At 65.7% G+C, this 26,579-nt stretch carries 29 protein-coding genes; 20 read left to right on the plus strand and 9 right to left on the minus strand.

Annotation, left to right across the window (positions count from 1 at the left end; translation table 11 throughout):
• Nucleotides 1-10: 10 nt before the first annotated feature.
• Entirely contained in the window at nt 11-424 is a 414-nt protein-coding gene (locus JWS14_RS01855; protein WP_072943434.1) for a hypothetical protein, read from the minus strand.
• 424 nt (nt 425-848) lie between these two features.
• Between JWS14_RS01855 and JWS14_RS01860 the strand changes: the two genes are divergently transcribed.
• Nucleotides 849-1,991: an RNA-guided endonuclease InsQ/TnpB family protein gene (locus JWS14_RS01860; RefSeq protein ID WP_206012353.1), complete on the plus strand. Its 1,143-nt coding sequence runs from the start codon at nt 849-851 to the stop codon at nt 1,989-1,991.
• A gap of 111 nt (nt 1,992-2,102) precedes the next feature.
• Here JWS14_RS01860 and JWS14_RS01865 read toward each other — a convergent pair whose 3' ends face one another.
• Nucleotides 2,103-2,570 (minus strand): HAD family hydrolase, encoded by a 468-nt coding sequence (locus JWS14_RS01865; RefSeq protein WP_241031220.1) that lies wholly within the window; start codon nt 2,568-2,570, stop codon nt 2,103-2,105.
• An 81-nt stretch (nt 2,571-2,651) separates the two neighbouring features.
• Nucleotides 2,652-3,095: a DoxX family protein gene (locus JWS14_RS01870; protein WP_095864095.1), complete on the minus strand. Its 444-nt coding sequence runs from the start codon at nt 3,093-3,095 to the stop codon at nt 2,652-2,654.
• A gap of 219 nt (nt 3,096-3,314) precedes the next feature.
• Between JWS14_RS01870 and JWS14_RS01875 the strand changes: the two genes are divergently transcribed.
• Nucleotides 3,315-3,764 carry a DUF5990 family protein gene (locus JWS14_RS01875; RefSeq protein WP_174705512.1) on the plus strand — a complete coding sequence of 150 codons (450 nt, stop codon included), beginning with the start codon at nt 3,315-3,317 and terminating at the stop codon, nt 3,762-3,764.
• Nucleotides 3,765-3,773: 9 nt separating this feature from the next.
• Here the strand turns inward: JWS14_RS01875 and JWS14_RS01880 are convergent, their stop codons facing one another.
• The 3 genes from JWS14_RS01880 to JWS14_RS01890 all read right to left on the minus strand — a co-directional run bounded on the left by JWS14_RS01880 (nt 3,774) and on the right by JWS14_RS01890 (nt 6,541).
• Nucleotides 3,774-5,177 (minus strand): sensor histidine kinase, encoded by a 1,404-nt coding sequence (locus JWS14_RS01880; protein WP_241031221.1) that lies wholly within the window; start codon nt 5,175-5,177, stop codon nt 3,774-3,776.
• Between the two features lie 161 nt (nt 5,178-5,338).
• Complete coding sequence (locus JWS14_RS01885; RefSeq protein ID WP_072943505.1) at nt 5,339-5,704, minus strand: MmcQ/YjbR family DNA-binding protein; 366 nt, start codon at nt 5,702-5,704, stop codon at nt 5,339-5,341.
• Between the two features lie 129 nt (nt 5,705-5,833).
• Nucleotides 5,834-6,541 (minus strand): FadR/GntR family transcriptional regulator, encoded by a 708-nt coding sequence (locus JWS14_RS01890; RefSeq protein ID WP_206012354.1) that lies wholly within the window; start codon nt 6,539-6,541, stop codon nt 5,834-5,836.
• A 210-nt stretch (nt 6,542-6,751) separates the two neighbouring features.
• Here JWS14_RS01890 and mhpA point away from each other — a divergent pair, with 210 nt between their 5' ends.
• From mhpA to JWS14_RS01965, 15 genes are all read left to right on the plus strand, one after another.
• On the plus strand, nt 6,752-8,353 hold the full coding sequence (gene mhpA / locus JWS14_RS01895; protein WP_206012355.1) for a bifunctional 3-(3-hydroxy-phenyl)propionate/3-hydroxycinnamic acid hydroxylase MhpA: 1,602 nt from the start codon (nt 6,752-6,754) through the stop codon (nt 8,351-8,353).
• Between the two features lie 24 nt (nt 8,354-8,377).
• Complete coding sequence (locus JWS14_RS01900) at nt 8,378-9,259, plus strand: fumarylacetoacetate hydrolase family protein (RefSeq protein ID WP_206012356.1); 882 nt, start codon at nt 8,378-8,380, stop codon at nt 9,257-9,259.
• Nucleotides 9,260-9,271: 12 nt separating this feature from the next.
• Nucleotides 9,272-10,198, plus strand: a complete 927-nt coding sequence (locus JWS14_RS01905; RefSeq protein ID WP_206012357.1) for a VOC family protein — start codon at nt 9,272-9,274, stop codon at nt 10,196-10,198.
• Between the two features lie 34 nt (nt 10,199-10,232).
• A complete protein-coding gene (locus JWS14_RS01910; protein ID WP_072943422.1) occupies nt 10,233-12,635 on the plus strand; it encodes a LuxR C-terminal-related transcriptional regulator in 2,403 nt (800 codons plus the stop codon).
• 141 nt (nt 12,636-12,776) lie between these two features.
• Nucleotides 12,777-13,208: a nuclear transport factor 2 family protein gene (locus JWS14_RS01915; protein ID WP_072943420.1), complete on the plus strand. Its 432-nt coding sequence runs from the start codon at nt 12,777-12,779 to the stop codon at nt 13,206-13,208.
• Nucleotides 13,205-13,714, plus strand: coding sequence for a nucleoside deaminase (locus JWS14_RS01920; protein WP_206012358.1), 510 nt, complete (start codon nt 13,205-13,207; stop codon nt 13,712-13,714). Before JWS14_RS01915 ends, JWS14_RS01920 begins: the two co-directional genes overlap by 4 nt.
• Complete coding sequence (locus JWS14_RS01925; protein WP_206012359.1) at nt 13,711-14,415, plus strand: dienelactone hydrolase family protein; 705 nt, start codon at nt 13,711-13,713, stop codon at nt 14,413-14,415. The genes JWS14_RS01920 and JWS14_RS01925 overlap by 4 nt, the downstream gene beginning before the upstream one ends.
• Nucleotides 14,416-14,573: 158 nt before the next feature.
• Nucleotides 14,574-15,536: an ABC transporter substrate-binding protein gene (locus JWS14_RS01930; RefSeq protein ID WP_206012360.1), complete on the plus strand. Its 963-nt coding sequence runs from the start codon at nt 14,574-14,576 to the stop codon at nt 15,534-15,536.
• A gap of 6 nt (nt 15,537-15,542) precedes the next feature.
• Entirely contained in the window at nt 15,543-16,370 is an 828-nt protein-coding gene (locus JWS14_RS01935) for an ABC transporter permease (RefSeq protein ID WP_206012361.1), read from the plus strand.
• Nucleotides 16,367-17,155: an ABC transporter permease gene (locus tag JWS14_RS01940; RefSeq protein WP_206012362.1), complete on the plus strand. Its 789-nt coding sequence runs from the start codon at nt 16,367-16,369 to the stop codon at nt 17,153-17,155. Before JWS14_RS01935 ends, JWS14_RS01940 begins: the two co-directional genes overlap by 4 nt.
• The gene (locus tag JWS14_RS01945; RefSeq protein ID WP_095864083.1) at nt 17,152-17,967 is read left to right on the plus strand and encodes an ABC transporter ATP-binding protein; all 816 of its coding nucleotides are present in this window, start codon (nt 17,152-17,154) and stop codon (nt 17,965-17,967) included. Before JWS14_RS01940 ends, JWS14_RS01945 begins: the two co-directional genes overlap by 4 nt.
• Before the next feature lie 93 nt (nt 17,968-18,060).
• Nucleotides 18,061-18,588 carry a flavin reductase family protein gene (locus JWS14_RS01950; protein ID WP_072943410.1) on the plus strand — a complete coding sequence of 176 codons (528 nt, stop codon included), beginning with the start codon at nt 18,061-18,063 and terminating at the stop codon, nt 18,586-18,588.
• A 26-nt stretch (nt 18,589-18,614) separates the two neighbouring features.
• Nucleotides 18,615-19,823 carry an acyl-CoA dehydrogenase family protein gene (locus JWS14_RS01955; protein WP_072943409.1) on the plus strand — a complete coding sequence of 403 codons (1,209 nt, stop codon included), beginning with the start codon at nt 18,615-18,617 and terminating at the stop codon, nt 19,821-19,823.
• 41 nt (nt 19,824-19,864) lie between these two features.
• Complete coding sequence (locus tag JWS14_RS01960; RefSeq protein WP_206012363.1) at nt 19,865-20,170, plus strand: NADPH-dependent FMN reductase; 306 nt, start codon at nt 19,865-19,867, stop codon at nt 20,168-20,170.
• Entirely contained in the window at nt 20,167-20,325 is a 159-nt protein-coding gene (locus JWS14_RS01965) for a hypothetical protein (protein WP_206012364.1), read from the plus strand. The genes JWS14_RS01960 and JWS14_RS01965 overlap by 4 nt, the downstream gene beginning before the upstream one ends.
• Nucleotides 20,326-20,381: 56 nt before the next feature.
• Here the strand turns inward: JWS14_RS01965 and JWS14_RS01970 are convergent, their stop codons facing one another.
• Both JWS14_RS01970 and JWS14_RS01975 read right to left on the minus strand, forming a co-directional pair.
• Nucleotides 20,382-20,837, minus strand: coding sequence for a hypothetical protein (locus tag JWS14_RS01970; RefSeq protein ID WP_206012365.1), 456 nt, complete (start codon nt 20,835-20,837; stop codon nt 20,382-20,384).
• Between the two features lie 33 nt (nt 20,838-20,870).
• Nucleotides 20,871-22,103: a DUF6745 domain-containing protein gene (locus JWS14_RS01975; RefSeq protein WP_206012366.1), complete on the minus strand. Its 1,233-nt coding sequence runs from the start codon at nt 22,101-22,103 to the stop codon at nt 20,871-20,873.
• 328 nt (nt 22,104-22,431) lie between these two features.
• Here JWS14_RS01975 and JWS14_RS01980 point away from each other — a divergent pair, with 328 nt between their 5' ends.
• The 3 genes from JWS14_RS01980 to JWS14_RS01990 all read left to right on the plus strand — a co-directional run bounded on the left by JWS14_RS01980 (nt 22,432) and on the right by JWS14_RS01990 (nt 24,417).
• Nucleotides 22,432-23,028: an FHA domain-containing protein gene (locus tag JWS14_RS01980; protein WP_206012367.1), complete on the plus strand. Its 597-nt coding sequence runs from the start codon at nt 22,432-22,434 to the stop codon at nt 23,026-23,028.
• A 117-nt stretch (nt 23,029-23,145) separates the two neighbouring features.
• Nucleotides 23,146-23,577 carry a hypothetical protein gene (locus JWS14_RS01985; protein ID WP_206012368.1) on the plus strand — a complete coding sequence of 144 codons (432 nt, stop codon included), beginning with the start codon at nt 23,146-23,148 and terminating at the stop codon, nt 23,575-23,577.
• Nucleotides 23,578-23,712: 135 nt separating this feature from the next.
• Nucleotides 23,713-24,417 (plus strand): hypothetical protein, encoded by a 705-nt coding sequence (locus tag JWS14_RS01990; protein ID WP_206012369.1) that lies wholly within the window; start codon nt 23,713-23,715, stop codon nt 24,415-24,417.
• Between the two features lie 32 nt (nt 24,418-24,449).
• Here JWS14_RS01990 and JWS14_RS01995 read toward each other — a convergent pair whose 3' ends face one another.
• Complete coding sequence (locus JWS14_RS01995) at nt 24,450-26,480, minus strand: TerD family protein (protein WP_206012370.1); 2,031 nt, start codon at nt 26,478-26,480, stop codon at nt 24,450-24,452.
• Between the last annotated feature and the right edge of the window lie 99 nt (nt 26,481-26,579).

Below are 26,579 nucleotides of genomic sequence, written 5' to 3' on the forward strand. Positions count from 1 at the left end.
TAGCCGCAATTTAGCGGGCCACCTCGGGATCATCGTCGGCAACGGTCCGCGGAAGGCCGGTCCCCATCGGGTCGAGCAGGGCGGTCGTGCGGGCACCCCATCGCTCGTGCGCCGACTGACGGGTCATTCCGGCGGCCTTCCCGATCGTTGCCCATGTCGCACCCTGAAAGCGCAGTCCGAGAACAGTTTCGATGCCGTCCAGTCCCGCCGCCAGTTGGATGCGAAGACTCAGCAGATGCCAGGCCAGGGTGCGCTGGTTCGGAATGTCCGTGCCCTGCTCGGCATCCCATTCGGCCGTGCCGGGAAGCGGCCCGGTGCCGATGATTTCGTCGGCGTGACGGCTCGCTTCGGCTGCCGCAGCCGTGATCACGGCGCGCGCAGCGGCGTCGATGTCGGCGCTGACGGCGCGTTCGACGAGTTCCATGACGATCTCCCATTCTGTCAGGACAAGCCTGACAGGTGTCGGCGTCGGCGTCAAGGATTACCTGACACGCGTCGGGATCAGCACGCACGGAGCTGTGCTGCGAGATCGGTGATGTCTGTCGCCGAAATGTCCCAGCTGCCCGTCGGCGCGAGATCAGTGGTCTGGTGAGGTCCGTGTTCGAGGGGCCGGAGAATGAACGCTGTCGCCAGGCCCGCGGCTTGTGCAGCCTCGAGGTCGCCGTTGTGCGCGGCCGCAAGCATGACTTCGCCCGGGTGGAGGCCGAGAAGTTGTGCGGTGTGCAGATAGGCCCGGGGATGCGGTTTGTAAATTCGGTTGATCCGTGAGTCTTTCGGCGCATACCCGGTTCTTCAGGGCCGGGTGAGCCGATCTGGTTTTGTCGGACCGTGGGGTTAGTGTCTGGGGCATGGCGGGGAGGGTGGTGAAGCGGGCGTTCAAGTTTCGTTTCTATCCGTCTGCGGTGCAGGCGGAACAGCTTGCTCGGACGTTCGGGTGCACCCGGTATGTCTACAACCGGGCGTTGGCCGAGCGCTCGCGTGCCTGGTTGCAGGAGCAGCGTCGGGTGACCTACGCGGACACCTCGAAGATGCTCACCGGATGGAAGCGGGACACCGAGACGGAGTGGTTGGCGGAGCCGTCGAAGGGGCCGCTGCAGGAATCGCTGCGGCAATTGCAGGGCGCCTTCGACAGGTTCTGGCGCGGGCAGTCCCGCTACCCAAAGTTCAAGAAGAAGGGGCAGTCGAAGGAGTCGGCGACCTACTTCTCGAACTGCTTCACCTACCGGGGTGGGCAGGTCCGGTTGGCCAAGCAGTCCGAACCTCTGGATATTCGGTGGTCGAGGCCGCTGCCGGAGGGGGCCGTGCCGTCGCAGGTGACGGTGTCGCGCAATGCTCGTGGTCAGTACCACATTTCGATTCTCGTCGAAGACGTGATTCCCGAGCTCGAACCGGCCGATCGGGTGGTCGGGCTCGATGCCGGGATCACCAGCCTGTACACGCTGTCGACGGGGGAGAAGATCGCCAACCCGCGACACGAGCGCACGGATCGTGAGCGGTTGGCGAAGGCGCAACGGGCGCTGGCCAAGAAGCAGAAGGGATCGCGTAATCGGGCCAAGGCCCGACTGAAGGTCGCGAAGATTCATGGTCGGATCGCCGATCGGCGTCGCGATTATCTGCACACACTTTCCACTCGTTTGGTGCGCGAAAATCAAGTGATCGCCATCGAGGATCTGAGTGTGCGGAACATGGTCAAGATTCGGTCGTTGTCTCGGGTGATCTCGGATGCGGGGTGGTCGGAGTTCCGGTCGATGCTCGAGTACAAGGCCGACTGGTACGGGCGGCGGGTGGTGGCGGTCGATCGGTTTCATCCGTCGTCGAAGACCTGCTCGGTGTGCGGGGAGGTCGCCTCGGCGATGCCGCTGGATGTGCGGGTGTGGGCGTGCCGATGCGGCGCCGTCCATGATCGGGATGTGAACGCGGCGAGGAATATTTTGGCCGTCGGACTGGCGGTGGCAGCCTGCGGAGACGGTGTGAGACCGCCTCGCACCTAAAGTGTGGGGAGGCGACTGTCGGTGAAACAGGAACCTCGGGACGCGAGTCCCGAGGAGAATCTCGGTCGTACACGGCCGAGAGGACGTCAAATCGGAGCCGATGATGATATCTCACGGGATTCCGGCATTCTTGGCCATGTCGAGCAGCAGAGAGGTGTTGCCGTTCGAGAGCGGACCGATGATGTAGTCGGACCGGATTGCGGTGAGACCGGGCACGCTGTCGGGCCACGGAGTGAGTTCGTGCCAGGCACGCGCGAGCTCGTCCAGCTCTCCGGAGTCGTGATCTGTGGGGGCGATGCCCGATTCGAGGAGCGCGGCGTCGAGGTTTTCGCGGTGCAGGGTATCGAGTGTCACGAACTCGCGAGCACCGGACCGGATGGGTTCCATGGACGGCTGGTAGCGGTCCCGCCACCGATCGGCGAACGCGGCTGCGTCCAATTCGAGCTGGTGGCGTTCCGCGTAGCCCGCCACAGCGGAGGCGATACCGGTTCGCCAGTCGACGACGGTGCCGAACGTATCGAACAACACGGCACGAATACTGCGTCCCGTCGACAGGGACCGGAACCGCGTACCACCCATGAGGCGTCCTTTCGCTCGAACGTACGACGTCGCACCACAATAGTGCGGCGACTCGCCGTCACGAGTCGCCGCGCGGATGGTTCAGACGCGTCGAACGGGCATGATCGAGCGCACCAGCGGGTCACGGAGGTACAACCCACCCCACACGAATATGCCGACATAGATCGGGAACAGTGTGGTGCTGACGATCGGCTGCTCGGTGAGCATGTTGGTAGCGACCGCTCCACCGAGGTATCCGGTGAGCAGCACGGCTCCCAGGATCGAGGTGGCGGGCACGATGTAGAGAATCAGGCACACCAGCAGAACCACCCCGATCACACGGTTGAGGTTCTCGGCAAAGCCCAGTTCGGCCATCGCATCACGCACCATCTGGGTGTTCGCGATGTGGATCAGCGAGTCGAACAGGAGAAACAGCACCGCGAGTGCGCTGACGACGAGCCCTGCGACTCGGGCCTTCTTCGTCGTTCCGTCCGTGGGAGCGGATGTCGCGTCGGACGCTCCGGTGGCGGGAGGTGTCGAGGTCATGAGATTTCTCCTTGTTGTTCAGGAAGCTGCACACCGCCGGCCTGGAATGTCCGCCGTCGGTGTAGCGCGGCATATTGTCCGCTCCAACACGCTTCGTGGGTCCTCACACCAGTACAGACCGGAGGTGCCGGGAAAACTCACCGCGGCGGGGTGAACTTGGTGCGCCACCCGCGCTTCGACCGCCCCCACGGAGGCTCTCCCAGGTGATTGGATGAATTGGTGCAACTCGTGATCGAGGCAACCGACCTTCCCGGATCGTCGTGCCCGCCGGGGGCCGATTTCCCCGGCTACGACAACATCCATGTGGCCGTGCAGCGCCGCGGTTCTCCCGGCGATCTGCTCGACCTGCATCCCGGGGACGCGGCCACCGCCCGCTGGGTTCTCGAGTGCAAGACGACCCCGACGCCGGCGGGTCTCGACATCACCGGGCCGTACGTACAGGGCCGTCCCGGTGCACGGTTCGTCTACCTGTCGTGGGGGACAGTCGACGGAGACGGCGGATTCGTCATGTTCCGACGGGCGAAGTTGATGTGGGCCGGGGTGGATCAGGCCACCGCGGACGCGGCGGCGTCGGCCGGGCGCATCACCGCGCGACTTGGACTCACCGACGCCCGCGGGAATCCCCTGTGCGCTGCAGTGCGACCGCCGTTGATCGAGTGGTCTGCGTAGCCACCGCGATCAGGACACGGGCACTTCCCACTCGACCACGGTCCCCGGCGCGCCGTCGCGGATGACGGCACGACCACCGAGTTGCGCGGCTCGGTTGCAGATGTTCGCCAGCCCGTGCCCCCGGACAGCGTCCGCGCCCATCCCGGTACCGTCGTCGGTCACGCTCAGCGCCAGACGGTCGTCGGCGGCGGCGACCATCACACGGCACGATGTCGCATGGGCGTGCCGGGCAACGTTGCTCAGGGCCTCGCGGAGCACCGCCTGAAGTTCCGGACCGGCGTCGTGGCCGGAGAACTGGTCGACCGGCCCGTCCAGGCACACGTCGGGAGTGAATCCGAGTGCGGCTGTACTGCTCTCGACGATCTCACCGACCGCCGCGCTCAAACTTGCGGTGCCGTTCGTCGGTGCGGTCGCACCACTCTCGAGGTCGAAGATGACCGCCCTCAAACCGCGAACGATGCTGTCGGTTTCGTCGATCAGCGGATCGAGATCCGCGGCAAGACGGGGATGCCGTCGAGCCAGGGAAGTCAATGCCAGGCCCAGCCCGAACACGCGCTGAATCGTCAGGTCGTGCAGATCGGCCGCCATCCGGGTTTGTTCGTCGTGGCGGGTTCGTTCGTGTTCCGCCTGCACGAGTAGCCGATTCTGGGTGAGCAGACTGGTCCGCATGGTGTCGACGGCGCCGCCGATCATCGACACTTCCCTCGGCCCGTCGGTGCCGATCTCCCGCTCGTAGTCGCCCTCGGCCACCGCGCTGATGTCCGCGACGAGACGCTCGATCGGCCGGGTCAGCAATCGTCGCGTCAGATACAGGGAGGCTATCGCGGTGCCGACGGCGAGAACGAACGCGACGGCGGTCGCGACATTTGCCAAGACCTGCGCCGAGCGAACCCGATCGACCTGTTCGGTCACCCGTTCATCCGTCAGGGCATTGAGGTCCTGAAGCTGTGAGCGCAGCCCGTCGAACAGTTCCTTGCCCGTCGCGGTCATGGCCACGACCTGCTCGTCCGCTATCTCGTTGTTGCGACGAGCGAGGATCTCCGGCTCGCTGGCCTGAGTGGTCCAGGTGTTCGCCGCCTCGACGACCTCGTCCAGCGTTGCCGAAGCCTCCGCGTCGCCGGCAAGGAGCGCGGTCAGATCCGACAGGGACGCGGCCGCGGCGTCCCTGCCTGCGTCGTACGGTTCGAGGAAACTCGGATCACCGGTCAGAACATAGCCACGCTGCCCGGTCTCCTGGTCCACATAGGCGGTCGTCAGATCCGACACGGCATGCTGTGCGGGCAGGAGGCGCTCGGAGAGCAGGGTCTCGGACGCACGAACCACCAGTCTCCCGTACACGGAAAACGCGGCAGAAACGGCGAACAGGGCCACGAGGATCCCGATCGCCAGCCACAGCAATGTCCGCAACGACATCCGTCTGGCATTCGCAGTCCGACCCGACATGGTCAGCCTCTCACCCGTTCCGAACACGGGATCGGGTGCATGGACGTCCCGACCCCGCCGGCTTCCACACTATTGCGCCCGACCTGCGCGGCGGAACCGATTGCCGAGTCCGATCGCCACCGGATCGTGGGTCACGCGGGAGGGTGCGCGCCGAGCCAGGTCGCTGCCCTGCGCGCCGACGCGCGCGAGAGCCACGCATCCTGAACGAGCTCCACCAATTCTTGCCGGGACAACTCGCCGATGCGGCTCCCCCGCAAGAGCACCGACAGGTGGCCGTCGAAGTGTGAGGTGGTGAAGAACGGTGTCGCGTGGTCGCGGACAAGCGCCTGCTTGTCGGCTTCGGACGGCACCCAGAACACGATCACGTCGTCATAGCGTTCCCCGGTGTCGGGGTCCGTCGCATCGGGTCGCGGATTGCGGAAGAACACGAACGACTTGCCCCCGATCTGGTAGACGGGATTGTCGCCGGGGCCGTGGATGACGGTGACGTGCGGCATGCCGAGAGCCAATTCGTGCACGTCTTCGACCCGTGCCGCCCGGCTACTGATTCCCACCGCACCACCCTAAATGCTCGACATCCGGTGCGCCTCCGTATCGGGTTTCAGGCCGTGTGTGCGCGTCCGGCCTCAGGTTTGTGTTGTGTTGTGCGCATGGATGAGTCGAAGGGCAGCGTCCCGGTCACGGCGGTCCAGGGCGTCGACGAGGTCGACGTGCAACTGCTGTCGTTCGGCGATGTATTCCGGCAGAGGTCTGTCGCCGACCGGTTCGACGGAGACGGTGTGGGATTCGATCAAATCGAGCAGGCTCAGGTAGATCGACTTCAGGATCGCGTTGGGACTCACGCGAGCGATCGCGGCGTGCAGTTCCCAGTTGGCTCGGACGAATTCCGTCGCGTCGCCGGCGTCGGCGGACTGCCGCATGACGTCGAGAGCGGTGCGCATACGAGTGATGTCGACGGCCGAACTGTGATCGAGTGCGTCCTCGATGAGCAGCGGGTCCAGCGCGTCACGGATGCGTACCGCATCGGCGACATCTCCTTCCGCGGCGTCGAGGGAGAGGATGGAGTTCCCGAGACGCGCGATGGGGGTGGGTGAAGCGGCAAACAGCCCCCCACCGGGTCCCGATCGGACTGTGATCACCCCACGTGACTGCAGAATGCGCAGAGCTTCGTTGAAGGTGCCTTTAGCGACGCCGCATTGTTCCTGGAGTTCCTTTTTCGTCCCGAGGCGCGCCCCGTGCTGCGCCTGCTCCGCGAGTTGACCGATAGCCAATGCAGCTTGCTCGGTCCGGCTCAGCGATGCGTCCATCATCATCCGCTGCGCGAGATCGGTCATCGTGTCCTCGTTTCGTCGTGCCCATCGCCGCTTCACCGCTGGGAGTCGGGCCAACGCCGATTCTACCGTATTGAGCATGCTTGATACGGATTGATTGGGTCGAGTCTCTTGACATGCGGCGCGGGTCACAGCATGCTGTAGCTATTCAACATGCTCAATAGGGCTCGATTGCGGTCCTATTGCACTCGCACCCGAGGAAGAGCAACGAACATGCAGGACAACACGCACGATGTCGTGATCGTCGGCGCCGGGCCCGTAGGACTGACGCTGGGTCGGATGCTCGGCCTGCGCGGCCACGACGTGGTGATCGTCGAACGCTGGCCGGAGCCGTTCCCGCTCCCGAGGGCAGTCCATTTCGACGACGAGATCGGCCGTGTCTTCCAATCGATGGCCCTGACCGAGGAGGTCCAGTCGATCTCCGAAGCCGTGCCCGACTACTACGAATGGCGCAATGCCGCCGGTGAGGCGCTGGTGCGGATCGACTGGTCCGGCACCGGTCCGAACGGCTGGCCGACAGCGAGCTTCTTCTCCCAGCCGCAGCTCGAGAAGGTACTGGCCGAGGCGGTGGCGACGATGCCGAACGTCACTCTGCTGCGCGGCGCCGAAGTGGTCGGTATCGACGAGGGCGCAGACGACGTCGCAGTGACATTCACCAGCACCGTCGTCAAACAGCGGCAGGTGCGAGCACGGTTCGTCGTCGGCTGCGACGGCGCGAACAGCTTCGTCCGTGAGCGCATGGGTGCGGCCATGCACGACGAGGGCTTCTTCTTCGACTGGCTGATCGTCGACACCATTCCGCTCGACGACCGCGAGTGGGCACCACAGAACTGGCAACTGTGCGATCCCGCCCGGCCGACCACGGTCGTGTCGGGCGGACCGGGGCGTCGTCGGTGGGAGTTCATGCGACTGCCCGGCGAGACGAGAGAAGAACTGAACACGCCGGAGAAGGCATGGGAATTGCTCCGGGCGTGGGACCGGACGCCGGAGAACAGTGAACTCGAGCGGCACGCCGTCTACACGTTCGCCGCGCGGTGGGCGGACCGGTGGAACGCCGGCAGGCTCGCGATCGCCGGTGACGCCGCGCACCAGATGCCTCCCTTCGCCGGGCAAGGCATGTGCTCGGGTATCCGCGACGCAGCCAATCTCTCGTGGAAGCTCGATCGCGTCCTGCGCGGCGAATCCGACCTCGCATTGCTCGATTCGTACTCGTCCGAACGCAGCGCGCACCTGCAGCATGCGGTCACGATGTCGGTCGAACTCGGGCGGGTCATCTGCGTCCTCGACGAGGAGAAGGCCACCGAACGCGATACCCGCATGATCGGCGGTGGCGCCGACCCCGCGAAGGTTTTGCCGGTCACAGCCCTTCCCGTCCTCGGAGACGGCGTCACCGCGCAGGACACTGACGGCGGCGGGCTGCGCGGGACCCTTGCACCACAGTTTCCGGTGCGGATCGGCGCCCACAGCGACCTCCTCGACGAGGTCACCGGCTTCGGTTCGGTCCTGCTGGTACGCGGTAAACCCGATGTCGCGCACGCGGATCCGACACTGCAGCGACTGCTCGACAGCACCGGCGTACGGCTGAAGACCGTCGAGGAGACCGGAGCACCGGATCTGCTCGACGGGACCGGTCAATGGACTCGGTGGTTCCACGGACAGAACATCAGCGCAGTGCTCGTCCGGCCGGATCACTACATCTTCGGCGCCGTCACCGACAACACCCAACTGACGGATCTGCTCAGCGAATACCGCGACCGACTGCGGACCCTAGACCCATCCCCTACCAGCCCCCACCCTGCAACCACCACCGTGTGAACTCACTCCAGGAGAACCACTTTCATGCGAATCGCCAATATCGACCACCGTGCCGCCCTCGTCCTCGGAGAGGAAGGTTCCGAGCGGGCCGTCGACATCGCCCACGCCTCCCGCGGCCGGTTCGGCCCGAGCCTGCAGGCTCTCTACGAAGCCTGGGACGACGTCACCGAATGGGCCGCAGTCCAGGACCTCTCGGCTCTGGCCGACGACAGCTTCCCGATCGACCGCACCCGGTTGGGTGCACCGTCGCCGGCTCCCCGGCAGGTGTTCGCCGTCGGCCTGAACTACCACGCCCACGCCGCCGAATCCGGCTTCGAATCCCCCACCCACCTGCCACCGGTCTTCACCAAATACGCCTCCAGCTTCACCGGCCCCGACACCGACGTGATCATCCCCACCGGCGGCAACGTCGACTGGGAGGTCGAACTCGTCGCCGTCATCGGCCGCGAAGCCGGCAACATCGACGCCGCCGACGCCTGGTCCCACATCGCCGGACTCACCGCCGGACAGGACATCTCCGAACGCATCACCCAAACCCGTGGTCCCGCACCACAATTCGGTCTCGGCAAATCCTACGCCGGGTTCTCCCCGCAAGGACCGTGGCTGGTCACCCCGGACGAGTTCGCCGACCCCGACGACCTCGAACTCGGCTGCACCATCGACGGCGAACAAGTGCAGAAAGGCCGCACCCGCGACCTGATCTTCCCCGTCTCCACGCTCATCGCCACCCTCTCCCACACCGTCACCCTCTACCCCGGGGACGTGATCTTCACCGGCACCCCCGCCGGCGTCGGTGTCGGCCGCAACCCGCAACGGTTCCTGCAGCCCGGCGACACACTCCACAGCTGGATCGACGGCATCGGCGAACTGCACCAGAGATTCGTCGCCGAACCCGACGCGCAGTAAGGACACCACGTCATGACACTACACGGACTGGGCAAGGTCACCATCGGCGTCCCCAACGTCGACGACACCATCGCCTACTACACCGACTTCGGACTCGAACACCACGGACACGGGGTGTTCGCCACCCGCAACGGCGGCGAACAACTCCACATCGTGCACGCACCCACCCGGCGACTGGTCGAGCTGACCGTCGCCGCCGACGACCCCGACGACATCGCCGCCACCACCAGGCGTTTGCACGGGCTCGGGCAGGCCGTCGAACAGGACGGCACGTCCGTCAGCGCCGTCGAACCGATCACCGGCACCCTGGTGCGGGTACAGGTCCGGCCCCGGATCGTCATCGAGCCCGCGGTGTCGCCGACGCCGTACAACGGCCCGGGCCGGATCGACCGGTGGGGACGCGCCCCGTTCCTCACCCGCACCGACCCGGTACGCCCCCGCAAACTCGGCCACGCGGTAATCGGATCCACCGACCTCGAGACCACCATGAAGTTCTTCACCGACGGCCTCGGCTTCAAGGTCAGCGACTACATGGGCGACAAGGCCGCGTTCCTGCGCTGCTCCGTCGAGCACCACAACGTCCTCGTCATGGCCGCACCGGTGAACTTCATCCACCACACCAGCTGGCAGGTCGACGACATCGACGAGGTCGGCCGCGGCGCCCACACCATGCTCGAGAACAACCCCGAACGCCACATCTGGGGACTCGGCCGCCACCACGCCGGCGCGAACTTCTTCTGGTACCTCAAGGACCCGGCCGGGAACTTCTCCGAGTACTACTCCGACATGGACACCGTCCCCGAAGACGAACTCTGGTCCCCGGAAGTGCTGCACGGACTCCAAGGCCTCTACGCCTGGGGACCACCGCCCCCGCCGTCGTTCCTCGAACCCGACGACCTCGCAGCCCTGATGACCGGAGCGCATTCCGCGAAGGGGTGACTGCGGGCTTCGTCGACATCGAGAGGGTTCTGCCATGGACTCGGACACATTGCCACCACGCGCGCTCGTCGGCCGGGACGACGACGTTGCCTCGATCCTCACACTTCTCCGCGACCCCGCGGTCAGGATGCTGACCGTGGTCGGCACCGGAGGTGTGGGGAAGACCGCGGTCGTCGCCGCAGTGACGAGGGAACTGGTGACATCGGGCACCGACGTCACGCCGGTAGATCTGTCGGGATGCGAGTCCGCGACAGACGCGGTGACCCAGATCGGCAACACCATGGCGACGCCGCCCGAATCGGAGAAACCACACGTCGTCGTGGTCGACAGTCTCGAACGGATCCGCTCCGAGGTGCGCGCCCTCGGCGCGCTCCTGACTGCCCACCCGCACGTCCGGCTCCTCGCAACGAGCAGGGCCGCGACCGATCTGTCACACGAATACCGATATGTACTGCGCCCTCTCCCCTGTCCGGACGCAGACGGTGCCCCCAACATCGACGCGTCGACCAGTCCAGCGCTGAAACTCTTCCTCGATCACGCCCGCCGGGTTGCCTTCGAACGAGACCTCGGGGCCCAGGCCCACACGGTCGCCTCGATTTGCCGGCAACTCGGCGGGCTTCCCCTCGCCCTCGTGATCGCCGCCCATCAACTGAGCACGTTGACGCTGGACGCCTTGGCGGCGCGGATCGAAGACGGTTGGTCGCCGAACATGCGTGGACCCGCTGATCTTCCCGACCGTCACCGCACCTTGACCCGCACCGTTGCGGACACCGTGTCGCTGCTCGAGCCGGTCGATGCCGCCTTGTACAAGGTCCTTGCGGTTTTCGACGGCGTCATCGAACCTCGAGCACTGTCAGCGATTCTCGCCGATTCGGTGGGCGAACTGCATGGACCTGCCGAAGTCTGTTCTCCGCACGCGGTGGTGGATCACCTCGACGAATTCGTGCGCCTCAGCCTGCTCACTCCGGTGCCCGATCGGCCGGACCGTCGCAGACCCGCCTTCGCGATGGCGCAGACCACGCGCGACTACGGCCGGCTACTACTGCGGTCGGAACCACAGCCCGCGACCGCCAGAACTGCCCACGCACAGTACTTTCTGCACAGAGTGCTCGACGGCGCGGACCTCGTGGGGCCTGCCGCCGACGACTGGCTCACACGCACCGACGGTGACCTCGGCGACATCAGGTCGTCACTACGGTTCTACCTCGAACTGGGCGACGAACGCGCAGTCGACCTTGCCGCAGGAATGCGCAGCTACTGGCTCGCGAGAGGTCTCCTGCAGGAGGGCTTGCACTGGCTCACCGACAGTCTTCGGCTCACGGGAGACAGGCGGTCCGTGCCAGCCGTGCGCGCCCGCGAGGCCCGGGCAGTTCTCACCGGTGCCGCGTCGTCATATGCGCATGCGCTCGCCGAACTGGACGAATGTGCACGTCTTTGGCAGGAATTGGGTGAACCGACCACGCGAGCCCGCACTCTCGTCGACCTTGCCGCCGCCCGATTCGAAGTACACGGATTCGACGCCGCCCGCCCGCTCTTCGAGGAGGCCATCGCCAGCCTCGACGACGCGGACGACCAGTGGTGGGCAGCCCGCGCCCGCAGCCTCTTCGGCGCCTCGGCCGCCGCGACCGGCCACCACCGCGAGCTTGCCCGCAGCACCCTGGACCGTGCCGTCGAAGGGTTTCGCGGTGTCGGAGACAGCTCGTACACCAACGTGCCACTGCAACAACTCGGCCGCATTCTCCATGAGGACGGCCACGACACTCAGGCGACAGCGCTGCTCGCAGAGGGACTACGTCTGGCCCAGGACGCCGGTGATGCCTGGAACAGTTCGGTCTTCCTCAACCTCATCGCCGAGATCGAACTGGGCCGTGGCACCGTCGTCGCGGCTGCCACCCATTACCTCGAGAGCCTCGCTCTGGCGGCCGCGATCGGTGCGAGACCACGTTTCATCTGGTGTCTGGAAGGTCTTGCCGTGTGCCTCCACGATCTCGGCGACAGCGACTATGCCGCCCGGCTGGTAGGTCTGGCCATGTCTGTCCGCTCGACATTGAATCTGCATGACTGGATCGAATTCCCCGCCAGAGCGATAGATTTGACCGGAATCCTCACCGGACCGCCGTCCAATCTCTCGGTGCTGCACGCAGAAGGCTTCCGAATGACAGTCGGTGACGTCCTGGCCTACGCACCGCAGCTCGTGGCCGCCCGCAGCGCCCGGCGTAGTCGACAGGATCGCTATCCCGACGGTCTGACCGCCCGCGAGGTGCAGGTGCTCCGGTTGATCGCGGCCGGTTCGACCAGCCGGGCGATCGCCACCGAACTCGTCATCAGCATCGAGACCGTCGGCAGGCACATCAGCAACCTGTATCGCAAGATCGGGGCCTCCGGGCGAGCGGACGCAACCGCGTATGCCATCAGATCCGGGCTGATGGACGACTGACGCCCGCCACGACTCGAGTGCGGTCGGTTGCGCACGGGGTGCGGTTCAGAGCCGGAGTTGACGAGAACTTGTGATGCGCCGACCGGTGTTGTCGGAGAAGGCTTACGAGCGATACGACAACTTCGACTGAAGGAGCGACTGGTGCACGCAATCCGCGGCGACATCGACACCCCCACGCGATCGGCGATACACGACCTCGTCGTCGAATTCACCTGGAAGCTCGACCATGCGGAGCCGGCCGGGTTCGCGGAACTGTTCGAGACAGACGGAAGGTTCGTCACCGGTCAGGCGGTCACGGCCGGCACTGCCGCACTGCAGGCGTTCGCCGACGGACGCACAGCAATGGCTCGCACGTCCCGAAGCGTGCTCAGCAACCATCGCCTCGTTCGTCTCTCCACCTCGTCGATCGAGGGCACGGTGCTCGTCACCTTGTACATGCACGACGGACTCGAGGCTGGTGAACCCATCGCACAGTCGGTGGCGGAATACCGGGACATCTACGTTCGGGGCGCCGACCATGTGTGGCGTTTCCGTGAGCGGCGCTCGGTTCCGATCTTCACGAGGTCGGTGTGAATCCGGCCGGCAGCACGGTCGGCGAGGCCACCGATCGAACGCACCTGCTGCACACGTTGGATCTGGCGAGAACGGCGCGCGCCGACGGCAACCGGCCATTTGGTTCCCTTCTCGTCGATGCCGCAGGGATCGTTCTGCTGACGGCAACGAACACCGCAGTCACCGACCGCGACGTCACTGCGCACGCCGAGACCAATGTGGTGCGCGCGGCGTCGGCGTCCAGGTGGGCTTCGGCTCTTGCCTCGACCACGCTGTACAGCAGCGCGGAACCGTGCCCGATGTGCGCCGGCGCGATCTATCTGAGCGGCATAGGACGCGTGGTGTACGCACTCGCAGCCAAGGATCTGGCGTCATTTCCGGGGGCATCGGACCAGGTCCGCACGGTCCCTACGCCCATGGCGGAGGTGCTCGCAGGTGGCGATGGTCGTCCGGAGATCCGGCATCATCCGATGGGACAGGCCGCCCTCGAACCCCACCTCGACTACTGGACGGGGCAGGCACGATGATCCTCACCTCGACGGTTCGCCTCACTGCCGGGGACGGCCACACGTTCCGGGCCTACTCCGCGGGACCCGAAACACGTCACCATCGCGGTGGAATCGTTCTGCTGCACGAAATCTTCGGTATCAACCGTTACATGCGGACCATGGCTGAGATCTTTGCGGCGCAGGGGTTTCAGGCGCTCGTCCCCGACTTGTTCGCCCGCCAGGAGGCTGATGTCGAACTCGACTACACCGGGGAGGACTTCACTCACGCGATCGAGCTGCGGGACAACCTGGACCTGTCCACCGCCGGCCTCGACATTTCCGCGGCAATCCAGTGGCTTCGCCGAAGCGACTGGGGCAATGGGCGGGTCGGTGCGCTCGGCTACTGCCTCGGCGGCGGTCTGGCTATCCTGGCCGCCGCGAATGCCGACGTCGATACTGCGGTGAGCTACTACGGCGTCGGAGTGCAGGACCGCCTCGACGTGGCCGAACAGATCGATGTCCCCGTCCTGTTCCACTTCGCCGAAAATGATCACTATTGCCCGCCCGAGGCACGAACCGCCATCGCGGAGGCGTTCGCCGGGAACCCGGAGGCGGAGTTCTACCGGTACCCCGGTGCGAACCACGCGTTCGCAACCTTCGGACGCGACACGTTCGATTCCGAAGCAACCGATATCGCGTTCGAGCGCACCCTGCTGCATCTGCAGCGGTGGCTGGACTGACCTGACACATCCCGAGTTCTCGTCATTGCGTCCACAACTCGAACCCGCCAGGCTCAGTACAACGAGACTTTCGCCACACCGCCAGTCTCGAAAGATCGCGCGAACCGCGAGTCCCTTCAGGTCCCCGACCTCACTATTCTCGGAGAAGGAAACGACCGATGCACATACTGCCCCGACACGCCGTCATCGCCGGCCTGGTCACACTTGCCCTGGTATCGACGGCAAGTTGTAGTTCCTCGGACACAGAGTCCCGAACCGATGGCCTTCTCGACGTCACGGTGGGTCAGCTACCCATCGTCGACTCCGTTCCCTTCACGTTTGCGGTCGACAAGGGATTCTTCCGCGAGGAAGGGATCAACGCGACCGCAGACTTCACCAATGCCGGTGCCATGATCACGAACTTGGTCAACGGCTCCGACCAGTTCGCTCTCGGAGAGACAGCGATCGTCATCCAGGCGTTCGACAAGGGGCTCCCGCTGCGGATCGTCGGGGGCGTGACCAAGAGCACCGATCTCCCCGCTGAGGACACCGGAGTCGTGCTCGTCGCGAAGAACAGTGCCGTCAAGACACCCGCAGACCTGACCGGAAGAACCGTCGCGGTCGGGGCACTGAAAGGCAGTGGCGAACTGTCTCTCCGTGCCGCGCTCGACAAGGCCGGGGCGGACAGCGACCAGGTGAAATTCCTGGAAATGCCGTTGTCGGACATGACCGACGCCCTCGCCAAAGGCCATGTCGACGCCATCAGCACGATCTCACCGTTCGATACCGCCGCGCTCGCCCAGGGTGCCACCCGCTTGATGTCACCGGGCGCAGAGGCGGTGCCGGGTGGCATGCAGCTGACCGTCGCCACCTCGCAGAAGTTCGAACAGGAAAATCCGGAGGCAGTGCAGGGCTTCGTCCGGGCACTGAACCGGGGCATCGAATACGCCGCCGCGCACCCGGACGAGGTGCGGGCAGTGCTGCCGGCGATCAGCCCGGTTCCCGCTGAACTGATTCCGGCAATGCGGCTCCCTGTCTTCGACGCCGGCGACCCCCGCGCCGCACTGACGCTGTGGACCGGGCTGATGGAGCAGTATCAGTTCGTCTCAGGAGACGTCGATGTCGACGAGTTGATGAGCTGATCGATCATGACCACGCTCACGCGCACGCCTCGGCCCCCGGCCGCAACCTCACCCTGGTTTCCACTCCCCCAGCGACGCCTGGCCACGCGGGCAGCGGTCATCGTCGCAGCCCTGGCAGGCTGGCAACTGGCGGTGCAGTCCGGGCTGTTGCCCTCGAGTTCGATACCGACTGCCACACAATCACTGTCGGCTCTCGCGTCGATGACGACCACGCCGGAATTCTGGATGACGCTGGGCCAGACCGCGGTGGGCTGGGTTGCGGGCCTCGCCCTGTGCGTCGTCCTCGCCGTCCCCGTCGGACTGCTGATCGGAACATCCGAGTTCCTCACCCGCAGCACACGCCTGATGATCGACTTCCTGCGCACCATTCCCGCGGTCGCACTCACCCCCGTTCTGCTGCTGATCCTCGGCTCGACGATGGAGATGAAGGTGCTCCTGGTCGTGTTCGGGGCGTGCTGGCCGCTACTGACGTCCACCGTCGACGGTGTGCATAACGTCGACCCTGTCGCCGCCGACACCGTGCGGTCGTTACGACTCTCGCGGTTCGATCGCATGACGCAACTGGTCCTGCCGTCCGCGCTCCCCTTCGTGGTCACCGGATTACGCACTTCGGCCGCCATCGCGCTGATGCTGACGACGGCGGCCGAGTACCTCGGCTCGGCTCCGGGACTGGGCAAGTCACTGGGCATAGCGCAGCAGGCCGGTGGTGTGGACGTGATGTTCGCCTGGCTGATGGTCGCGGGACTGCTCGGTGTTGCCCTCAACGTGGTCTTCCTCCACCTCGAACGCCGGGTGATTCCGTGGTCGCCCGCCAACAGAGAGACAGTGAAATGATACGGAGAACAGCACGAGCGGCAGCCGTCGAACTGTGGCTGCCCATCGTGGCCGTCGCCGTGGTGTGGGTGGCGACAACACGCAGGGAGAGTTTCTATTTCCCTCCACTTCAGCAGGTGGCGCATACCTTCCAGCAGATGTGGTTGTTCGACCGGATCGGATCGGATGCCGTTCCCAGCGTGCGGAACTTCCTCGCCGGTCTGGTGATTGCGACAGTGATCGGAATCGGTGCCGGGTTGGTGCTGGCGCTGCGCGAGGGTCTCTACGATGCCGCTCACCCGGTGTTCGAGTTCATGCGCTCGGTACCTGGGATCGTGCTCGTTCCCGTCGGCCTCGTGCTGATGGGTGTCGGGGACGAGATGAAGATCGCGGTTATCGCCTACGGGACGATCTGGCCTATCCTGCTCGGCACGATCGACGGTGTCCGCTCCCTGGACCCGCTCGTACGAGACATGATGCGCAGCTATCACATTCCGTTCCACCATCGGTTGCTGCGGGTCGTCCTGCCGGGGGCAAGCCCGCAGATTCTGGCCGGAGTGCGGATCAGCGTCGCGCTCGGCGTGGTGTTGATCATCGCCAGCGAATACGTCGCGTCCACGCACGGAATCGGATACGTGCAACTGCAGGCCGAACGCACCTTCGCGATTCCGGAGATGTGGTCGGCATTGTTACTTCTGGGAATTCTCGGTTACACGAGCAACGTCGTGTTCCGCGGCATCGAACGGTATCTACTCCGCTGGTACTACGGGCTCAGGAAAGCTGGGCAAGGAGGTTCTGCATCATGACCACATCCACCACCACCCCGGCCGCAGCCACCGACCCGGATGTGCCCGCTCGTCTCACTCTTGATGTGCGGGCCGTGGCAAAATCCTATGGTCGCGGGACCGCCTCCCGGCACATCCTGGCCGACGTCACGTTCACGGTCCATCAAGGGGAATTCGTCACCGTGGTCGGCCCCTCGGGGGCAGGCAAGACCACCCTGTTGCGGTGCCTCGCGGGACTGCTCTCACCGGACGCCGGCGAGGTCGCACTGGAGGGAGAGAATGTCACCGCTCCCCCGAAGGGCCTGGCCCTCGTCTTCCAGGACTACTCACGGTCCCTGCTCCCCTGGATGAGTGTGCTGGGCAATGTCATGCTCCCGCTCCGCCGTTCGGGCCTGAAACGAACAGAACGCCACCGCATCGCCGAGCAGGCGCTGCAGGCGGTGGGCCTTGCACACGCGACGAACCTCTATCCCTGGCAGATGTCGGGCGGGATGCAGCAACGCGCCGCCATCGCCCGCGCAGTCGCGTGCCGGCCCGAAGTGCTGCTGATGGACGAGCCCTTCGCATCGGTCGACGCGCAGACCCGAGCAGATCTCGAGGACCTGATGCTCAGACTGCGTGAGGAACTGGGGATGACCGTCGTTCTCGTCACCCATGACATCGACGAAGCGGTGTACCTGGCCGACCGCGTCATCGTCCTCTCCGGCGCTCCGACGTCGGTCACCGAGATCATCCAGGTCCCCCTACCCGGCCCCCGGGATCAACTGCACACCAAACTCGAGCCGGCCTTCGCCGAGCTACGCGCACATGTCCTCGGACTGATCCGGCGCTGAAAAATCCCGAGTTCCGGGGATGAACCGACGTTGCCGACCCGAGCAGTATCGAGCAAGAACACCTCCCACCACTGACCTGAAGTGAGGGCACGAATGTCGATCAGCACAGACACCCCCGACCGGACCGACACCACCTCGATCGCCGACGAATTCAAAGACACGATGGCATCCCTGTGCGCCCCGGTCACGGTGATCACCGCCATGACCGAGGACACGCCCGTGGGTGCCACTGTCAGCGCCTTCGGCTCGCTGTCGCTGACCCCGCCCATGATCACTGTCGCCCTCGACCGCCGCTCGCGGGTGCTGACCGCTGTCACCGCCACCGGCCGACTGGGCGTGAACATCCTCGGCGAGCACGATGAGGAACTCGCCCGCATCTTTGCTACCAGCGGCATCGATCGATTCGCCGACGCACCCTGGCGGATGGACAGCGGCCTGCCCCGCTTGATCGACGCCCCCGGCTGGCTCGGATGCGACGTCGCCCGGATCGTCGGCGGCGGCGACCACGTCATCATTCTCGGGCAGGTCAGAACGGTCGAAAACCGGCCCGCCCGCACCCTCTCCTACAGCAAACGCCGATTCGGGATCCATACTCCGCTGCCCGCCTCGGCCCGTCCGTGATACCCCAACCGCAAAGGAACCGACCGATGACCTCCACCACCACTGCCCCGCTGACCTCGTGGCCGCTCGCCCGCACCGATCGGCGCGCCGCGGCCCTCGCCGCGGTCGATTCCATCCGTGACGAACTCGCGATCGGCGCAATCGAATCCGAATCGGGTCGGCGCCTCAGTGACCGCTCCATCGCAGCACTGCGGCAGTCGCGCGTGCTCGGAATCATGACTCCCGACGATCTCGGCGGCAACGTCGTCGATGCCGTCACCGCGTTCGAGGTAATCGAAAAGATTGGGCACATCGACCCCGCCACCGCCTGGACAGCCACGATTCTTCTCGAAGGTGCCGGCGAGCTCGCCACCGTGGTCAGCGAAGACACAGCCCGCAGGATCTTCGCCGGCGGCATCGCCCTCAAGGCGGCGTCCCTCAAGCCCGGCAGCGCGCAAAGGGTGGACGGCGGCTACGTGGTCAGCGGTCGGTGGGACTTCGTCAGCGGTCTCTACCACGCTGACTACGTCACCGCGACGTTCCTCATCGCCGATGAGGCCGGCAAACCGGTACGCCGGGCCGCGCTCCTGCCGCGTGGCGAGATAGAGATCCTCGACGACTGGCAAGTACTCGGCATGCGTGGCACGGGCAGCAGCAGCTTCCAGGCCGACCATGTCTTCGTCGCCGACGACATGATCTACGACCCGATGGGTGAAGGCTGCCGCACCGACACCCCGCTGTCCCGCCTCGGCATGGTGCCCTTCGTGTTGCAAATGCACCCCGGCATGGTCCTCGGCGCGGCCCGCCGGGCTCTGGACGAAATTGTCGGCGCCGCGCCGAAGATCCGGCGCGGTGGGCGGATCAACCTGCATCAGCCTCCTGCCCTGACCGAACTCACCTGGTTCCAACGCGAACTCGGCGAACTCGACGCCCGCGTCCGCGCCGCGCGCAGCCTCTGCATCGATACCCTCCACCAGGTCAACGATGTGATCGACGCAGGAGACCGTGTTCAGCTCCCACTGCTCGACCAGATGCAGACCGCCGCCTCGCTCGCCGCGAAGACCTCGGTGGAAGTGGTCACCCGCGCGTTCCGGCATGCGGGTGCCGCCGCGATCCTCGACGACAGTCTCCTGTCCAAACTCCTCCGCGACCTCAACACCATCTCCGCTCATGGGGTGATGGGTGAGGCCGGTTTCGAAAGCCACGCAGAATTCATCCTCGGCCTCCAGACCGACGAGAACCGCCGGATGGTGTGACCGCGCGACCCTCGGACCCGTCACTCGAAGGAGGAACAGCGTTGCCCAAGCTCGACATCATCGTCGCCAGCACCCGTCCAGGCAGAATCGGTTTGCAGGTAGGACAGTGGGTAGCATCGGATGCCGATGTTCACGGGGGATTCTCGGAGGTCGAACTCGTCGACCTCCGAGAGGTGAACCTGCCGTTCATGGACGAACCCCACCATCGACGACTGAGCCAGAACACGCATCAGCACACCATCGACTGGACCGCCACGGTCGCCGAGACGGATGCGTTCGTCTACGAGCCGGTCGGCCTGGTCAGCTGCGGCGGCATCTCAGCCGGGACACGAGCGCCGCACAGATGATCAAGCAGGTTGTCACGACAGTGAACATGACCCCGGTGGCGGAGGCGGTCGCGATACCGTTCGTCGCCCAGTTCCTCGACGAGAAGCGCAACTTCGTCCCGACCCCGCCGTGTCCGCATCGGCCCAGGCAATGTTCGACGAGCTTGTCCGGGTGAGCCGGCCCTGCGTCCCCCGCGCGGCACGTAGAGCCGAATCGGACGGATCCCGGACGTCAATCGACGACGAAGTGCGTCCGCTCGAAGAACCGCCCGACGCCCCGTTCCCGCTGTCGTCCGATGACATACCGACCGGGGGCCATGCCGGTGGCTCCGTGCTCGGGGTGGATGAGGTAGGCGGTAACGCGGGTGTCGAGGATGCCGAGCGCGAGGCGCCGGGGGTCGTTCACCGGTGTCGACCATATGCACATGCCTTCGTCGGCGACGAGGCTGTGCGGGTTTCCGCCCGCCGCGCTCCGCAGCAACTCCACTCCCGACAGCGGGACGTTCTCCGACCGCGTCCATGGACCGGGCGTGACGACGTCGGCGACAAGCGAATACGGGACTACGATGAGGTCGCCCTGAGCCTGCATACCGTCGATGACGGGTACGGATACCTCCTGATCGAGATAGTCGAACACATCGAGGCCCGTGAGGGCCGTGAGATCGGACAAGGTCATGATCGAATTCATGCGAATCACCTTCGGAGTTCGGGTTTTCGGGTTTCAGGTTCGACGAACGAGCCGGGCGTAGTCGGCGCCATTGATGCCGTAGGTCCAGGCTGCGGCATCCAACGCCGACGAAATTCGTGTCGGCACATAGATCCCGTATCGTCGCCGACGGCCGTCGCGTTCGGGGGAACCGTTGACGGCGAGCAGGATGTGATCGCTGCGGCCCCAGCCGTCCGATATCACGTAAAGCTGCAGCGTGTGACCGACATTGCCGGGATCGTCGGCTCGGTCGATCAGCGCGAGTCCGGCCGCGTCGATGTAGGTGTCCCATCCGATGCGCTCGATCGCGCATCGGCGGACCTCGACATTACGTTCGCGGGCGATACGTTCGACCGTCGGCTCGAGGACGACCCAGTCGGGGACGACAGTCCCGTGCTGCACGAAAAGCGCCCGACCATCTTCGAATTCCAGCGCAGGCGCATCCGGGTGATGCAACCGGTGCTCGTTGTGAACACGGCCCGGTATGGGCTCAGCATGCAGGGCGGTGGGCCGTTCGGCAACGACGCACACATTGTCGAACGCCCACCACCACCCGGTCGCGCCGGTCAGGGCGGTATGGACGTCGAGTAGCTCGACATCGTCGGAGCGGAACCTGGCGAGCCCAAACCGACGGTACGCGTCGTAGTACGCGACCCGATGGGCCTCTTGCTGTCCATACCAGCTCACGCCGCCGACGACGGCGGGCATCAGTGTCCGTATCGCAGCCGCGGCCCCATCGAAAAGGCTCGTGCGCAACGAATCCCACACGGCGGCTCGAATGATTGCATTGGGGCTGATGCCGACGCGGGCAGAGTTGTCGGGCGACTGGGCTCGCGCGGTCTCGATCGCCCGGCGTTCGTGCGGCCAGTCGGATCGCCCTCGGGCGATCAATGCGTCCATGCGTCTGCGCGATTTCGAAAGCATGGTTGCTATTCGGGCGGAGACGCACTGAACTCCGTCGCCGGCAAACGACAGCGTCGTCGCCAACCCCTCGGCGGCGATCAGGTCCGATCCCGCTGGAGGTGACGGCACCCAGACGAACTCCGGCCGGCTGAATCCGGCTCGACGATAAAATGTTTCGACAGCCGATTCCGCCGTGGTGCGATCGGATGGGCGTGCACACAACCCGTGCGCGAGCCATGCGTCACGCGCAGCTTCGACACCGAACATGTATTCGGCGGAGTGATCAGTGTTACCGGTGAATGTCGCTCGGTGTCGAGTCGCCGAGCGAAACGGTGCGGCGCTCACGCGACTGTGGCGGAGTCCGCCTTTCCCATAGTCATGCGTACGAGCGTGGCACGCGAATGCCTCGAACGCAAGACCTCCGGCTGACCCCCGCGATCTGTCGAGGGCCGCATCCCTCGCCGACTCGGTCCAGAGGGGTGGCCAGACACCACCCCCAGGGGGTCTAACACGACCCGCCCCTGCGCGCCACGATGGAGGAACCGGAATCGACAACACCCGCCCCGACCGCCAGAAAGCACACCATGACGTCGACCAACTACGGCGACCCGCCGACCGACGGAGCCCGGCAACACACTACCTCAACGGGCGCACTCCGAAAGGGGAACTCCCAGTGACGGACTCTGTTCTCTCGTACACCGACCGTGGGCGTACCGACGAGATGACTCTCGTCCCGGACCACTCCCCGATCGTCATCGGCCGCTCCTCGTACGCCGACCTGTCGCTGCCCACCGACCCCGACATCTCACGCCTGCACGCGACCATCGAACGCATCGGCATCCACTGGACCATCACCGACGACGGCCTCTCCCGCAACGGCACCTTCGTCAACGGCACCCGCGTGCAAGGACGCCAGACACTGCACCCCGGAGACGTCATCCAAGTCGGCGAGAGCATGCTCACCTACCATGGGGAGCCTGGCACCGACTGCGGCGTCACCCACATCGGGGGCACCGTCGACGCCGACATCGTTCTCACACCCGCGCAACGCACCGTCCTCACCGAACTGTGCCGGCCATTCCACGACGGCACCGACCACCCCATCCCGGCCTCGAACCGACAGATTGCCGACGCCCTGCACCTGAGCACCGAAACCGTCAAGACCCATCTCCGTGCCCTCTTCAGCACATTCCAGATAGAGGACCTCCCTCAGAATCAGAAACGCTCCCGACTCGTCACTCTCGCCCTCAACAACGGCATCCTCAACTAGGGTTCTGATCGGTTCCAAGCCGAAGGGGGTCGATTTCCAACCCTAAGATGCGTTTCGATGCGCGGGAGGTCCGGCGGATCCTGTTGTTGCCAACAAAATCTATCAAGCGAGGAATGCATGGATCCGATCATCGTGATTCTCGGTGGTGTGGTGGGCGCCGTCGCCGCATATGTCGTGCCGCTCTGGCTGATTCGAAGCGGCCGCAGTCCGCGGCTCGCCGCGAAACGTGAGGTGTCCACGGCGATCGACAACGGCGCGCTGCCACCGAACGCAGACATCTGGTCATGGCGAACGCGAGTGGTCGAGAACCGACAGTCGGTCGCCCGCGGCAGCTGGGCGATGCTCGCCGCCGGTGTCCTCATGTCATTCGTCGCGCTCGCCAACTTCGCCGACGAGGGTGACTCCTTCCTGACGTGGGTGTTCGTATGGTTGGCCGCCACGTTACTTGCCGCGGTGTTCGGGATGCATCGCCAGGTGAAGCGGGCGGATGCTCTAATCGCGGCTATCACCGCAGGACCAACTGGAACAACTAATTCCGGTCCTCGTTGAGTAGACACTCGCATTCGACATTCGGTCGTACGGCGACGCGCGCGAATAGGACGAGCGCGAATAGACTGTGCCCGCAGGTACGCTCGCCGATCTCGGCGGAGCCCGATACTCGCGAGACAAGGAGGACGCATTCGAATGCGACGCGTCGTGCGGGCCTTCTGGGGGCCGCGGCCGGAGCCGGTCGAAGCGCTGGCGGGGCGGTGGCGGCAGACTGTGGAACAGGTCTCGCAGCTGCTGCCGGAAGTCGCGTCACCGGTGGAAGGCAACTGGCGGCAGGTGCACGCGTCGGGACCGGATACCGCTTGTGCGCCGGATGAGCTGACAGCCGTTCTCCTCGTCGCGCAGGAGGCGGAGGCGTGGTCGGATTTGACGGGCACCGGGTTGCGGTTGCTCTGTACCGGTGAGGCCGGGTGGGCGGTCGAACTCTCCGGCGTGGCCGGAGGTACCCCGCAGTTTCTGTTGCAGTCAATGGTGATGAGTGTCGACGCGCCCCACGGTGCCGTCGTCCCCGAATCTGAACTGCTCACGATGCTTGCGTCGACGTGGGAACCGGACTTCGGCGACGTGACCGACGACGACACTCTCGATGCCCTCGAGGACGACGCCGGATTCGTCGTCGGCGATCCTGTGGTCGGCCGGTCCGGCTACCTGTGCTCGGCCCGCGCAGTCCTGATACCCGACGGCCTGGAGGCGAGCCGTCGGGCCGTTCCGGACGGCGGCGTGCTTCTTCAGATCGCAGCGTCGGGCGAGATCGACACGGTGGTCAGCGTGTACGAGCAGCTGCGGGACGCGGGCGCACTCGCACCGCTCCCACGGCCGCTGGACCGGCCGACGCTGTGAGGTCGCGGCAAGCCGCGCATGTCAACCGAGTTCTACTCGCCTTCGGGTTCTGCAGTCCTCGGCTGCTCGGTCTGCTTGGGTGCAGCCGGCACCCATTCCCGTAGTTGCTGCACCACCGTCCCGTAGAACGCGTCCGCCGAGGACGTCACGCTGCTGATGAAACTCGCCGCCGTTCCCGACCTTCGACCGCCCATCGGGAATGACTGCTCGAGGCAGAAGGACACTATGTCCCCGGACCGGCCGGCGGTGAGCACTTTCGGATCGGCCCGCACCGCCGCGATGTGCTCGCAGGCCTCGTTTCCCCGCTCGGAAAACACCGCCTCCACCTGCACATCGCCGGGGACATCCTTGAGTTGCTTGAGCAGCCACGACAGCCGGCGACCGGAGGTTCCCTCGTTCGGTGCGTCTACGGTGGTGCGGCACCGGATCTTGTTGGTCCGCACATCCGCGATCACCACCAGATCGCCCGCAGTCTCCGGGATCCGCAGGACCGCCTCGAACACGCCGTCGGCCGACAACCGCTCGGCAACCGCCGCATTGCGGGCCACCGGATCGGTGCTGTGCCTGCGCGGCAGGACGTGTTTGACGGTGACCCCCAACTCGGCCGTCAGTCGCAGTGCGAGATGCCGGGACAGGGACACCCAGGTGTCGGCCACGGAGGCGGCTTTCTGGTCGCCGGCGCGCAGGGTGCCGGCGGTGACCGCGTCGCGGACCGTGACCCAGTGCCTTCCCATGTCGACGAACTCGACCGCCCCGGAACGCGGATGGTCCAGGTACCGCACGAACTCGGCAAGGACCCACGCCTGCAGATCGTCGTCGATTCCGCCGTGGGACAGCAGCATCCGCGCCTCGTGCGCCACCTCCGCCCACGACAAATGCCGTAGAGCGACCTTGGCGAGCTTGCGCCGATCGACCTCCACCGGCAGCTCCCCCGCGCTGGCCGGGACGTCGTTCGACAAGCTGACCACGACGTCGTACTTCTTCTTCCGAGCTACGTCGAGATAGTTCTCGAGCTGCTCCTTCTTCAGCTTGCCGCTGCCGGTCTTGACCTCGAGCAGACCGGTCCACACCCTGCTGCCGCGGGCGACCTTCAACACGGCATCCGGAATCACCTTCGTCTCGCCCCGCTCGTACGCCACCTCCACGTACCCCTCGAAGGTGCCCGCGGGAGCCCCCACCCGGGCACACACCGCGCGTGCGAACGGACGCACCGCCTGCATCGTCGCGATCAGTGCGGACGTGGCACGCCGCTCCTGCTCCTCACCCGCGCCGACGCCGATGACCGAGAACAACCGCGCCGGCTGCCAGGTGTCCTGTTCGGCGAGGCCGAACACGAGTGGCTTCGACTTCTTCACCGCCCGCTTGGCAGTGCGGACACCCCGGGTCGTCGCTTTCCGTGGTGCGGCCGGTGTCGTGGGCAGTTCGGGCACCAATTGCGGGGCGTCGCCGGTGGAGCCGGGCGGCGCCACCACGGCGGATTCCTCACTGTCGGATGGGGTGTCGGCGGTCGCGGTGAGTTCGGGGTCCTGGTCGTCGTCGATGTCGACTCCGAAATCCGTGGCCAACCCCGCCAGCCCGGACTCCCAGCCCTGCCCGACCGCCCGAACCTTCCAGTCGCCATTGCGGCGGTACACCTCGCCGAATACGAATGCCGACTCGGTGGTGGCATCGGCAGTGACGTACTCCGCCAACGTGTGCCCGGCACCGTCGACGACCCGGAGGGCGAGTTTGCCGAGGTCACCGAACCCGCCGGCAGCGACACTGCCGCCGAGGGCAACGGTGTGCACATCGTCCGGCACGGCGGACAGATCGATCGCGATCCTCGCCTGCGCCCCTTCCTCGGTGCCGCTCGCGCCTAGGAACCGAATCGATCCGTCGGTCGACTCCGGCTGGTTGTAGAACACGAAATCGGCATCGGAGCGCACCTTCCGGTCCGCGTTCAGCAGCAATGCCGACGCGTCGACCTCGACGTCCGACTCGGTCCACCCGAGCACCACGTCGATCTGCTCCACGTCAGCGGGCAGGGACAGGTTCTGCCCCTTGGACAGCATCGGAAACTCCACCAGAACCACCTTTGTTCGACCCGGTACCGCAACGACCTGTGCCGCCGGACAGGGCCTGTGCCGACAACCGACGTCCGTCGCATCAACTGCGCATACTAA

It is taken from the genome of Rhodococcus koreensis, from assembly GCF_017068375.1.
In the GTDB taxonomy this organism is placed as follows: Bacteria; Actinomycetota; Actinomycetes; order Mycobacteriales; family Mycobacteriaceae; genus Rhodococcus_F; species Rhodococcus_F koreensis.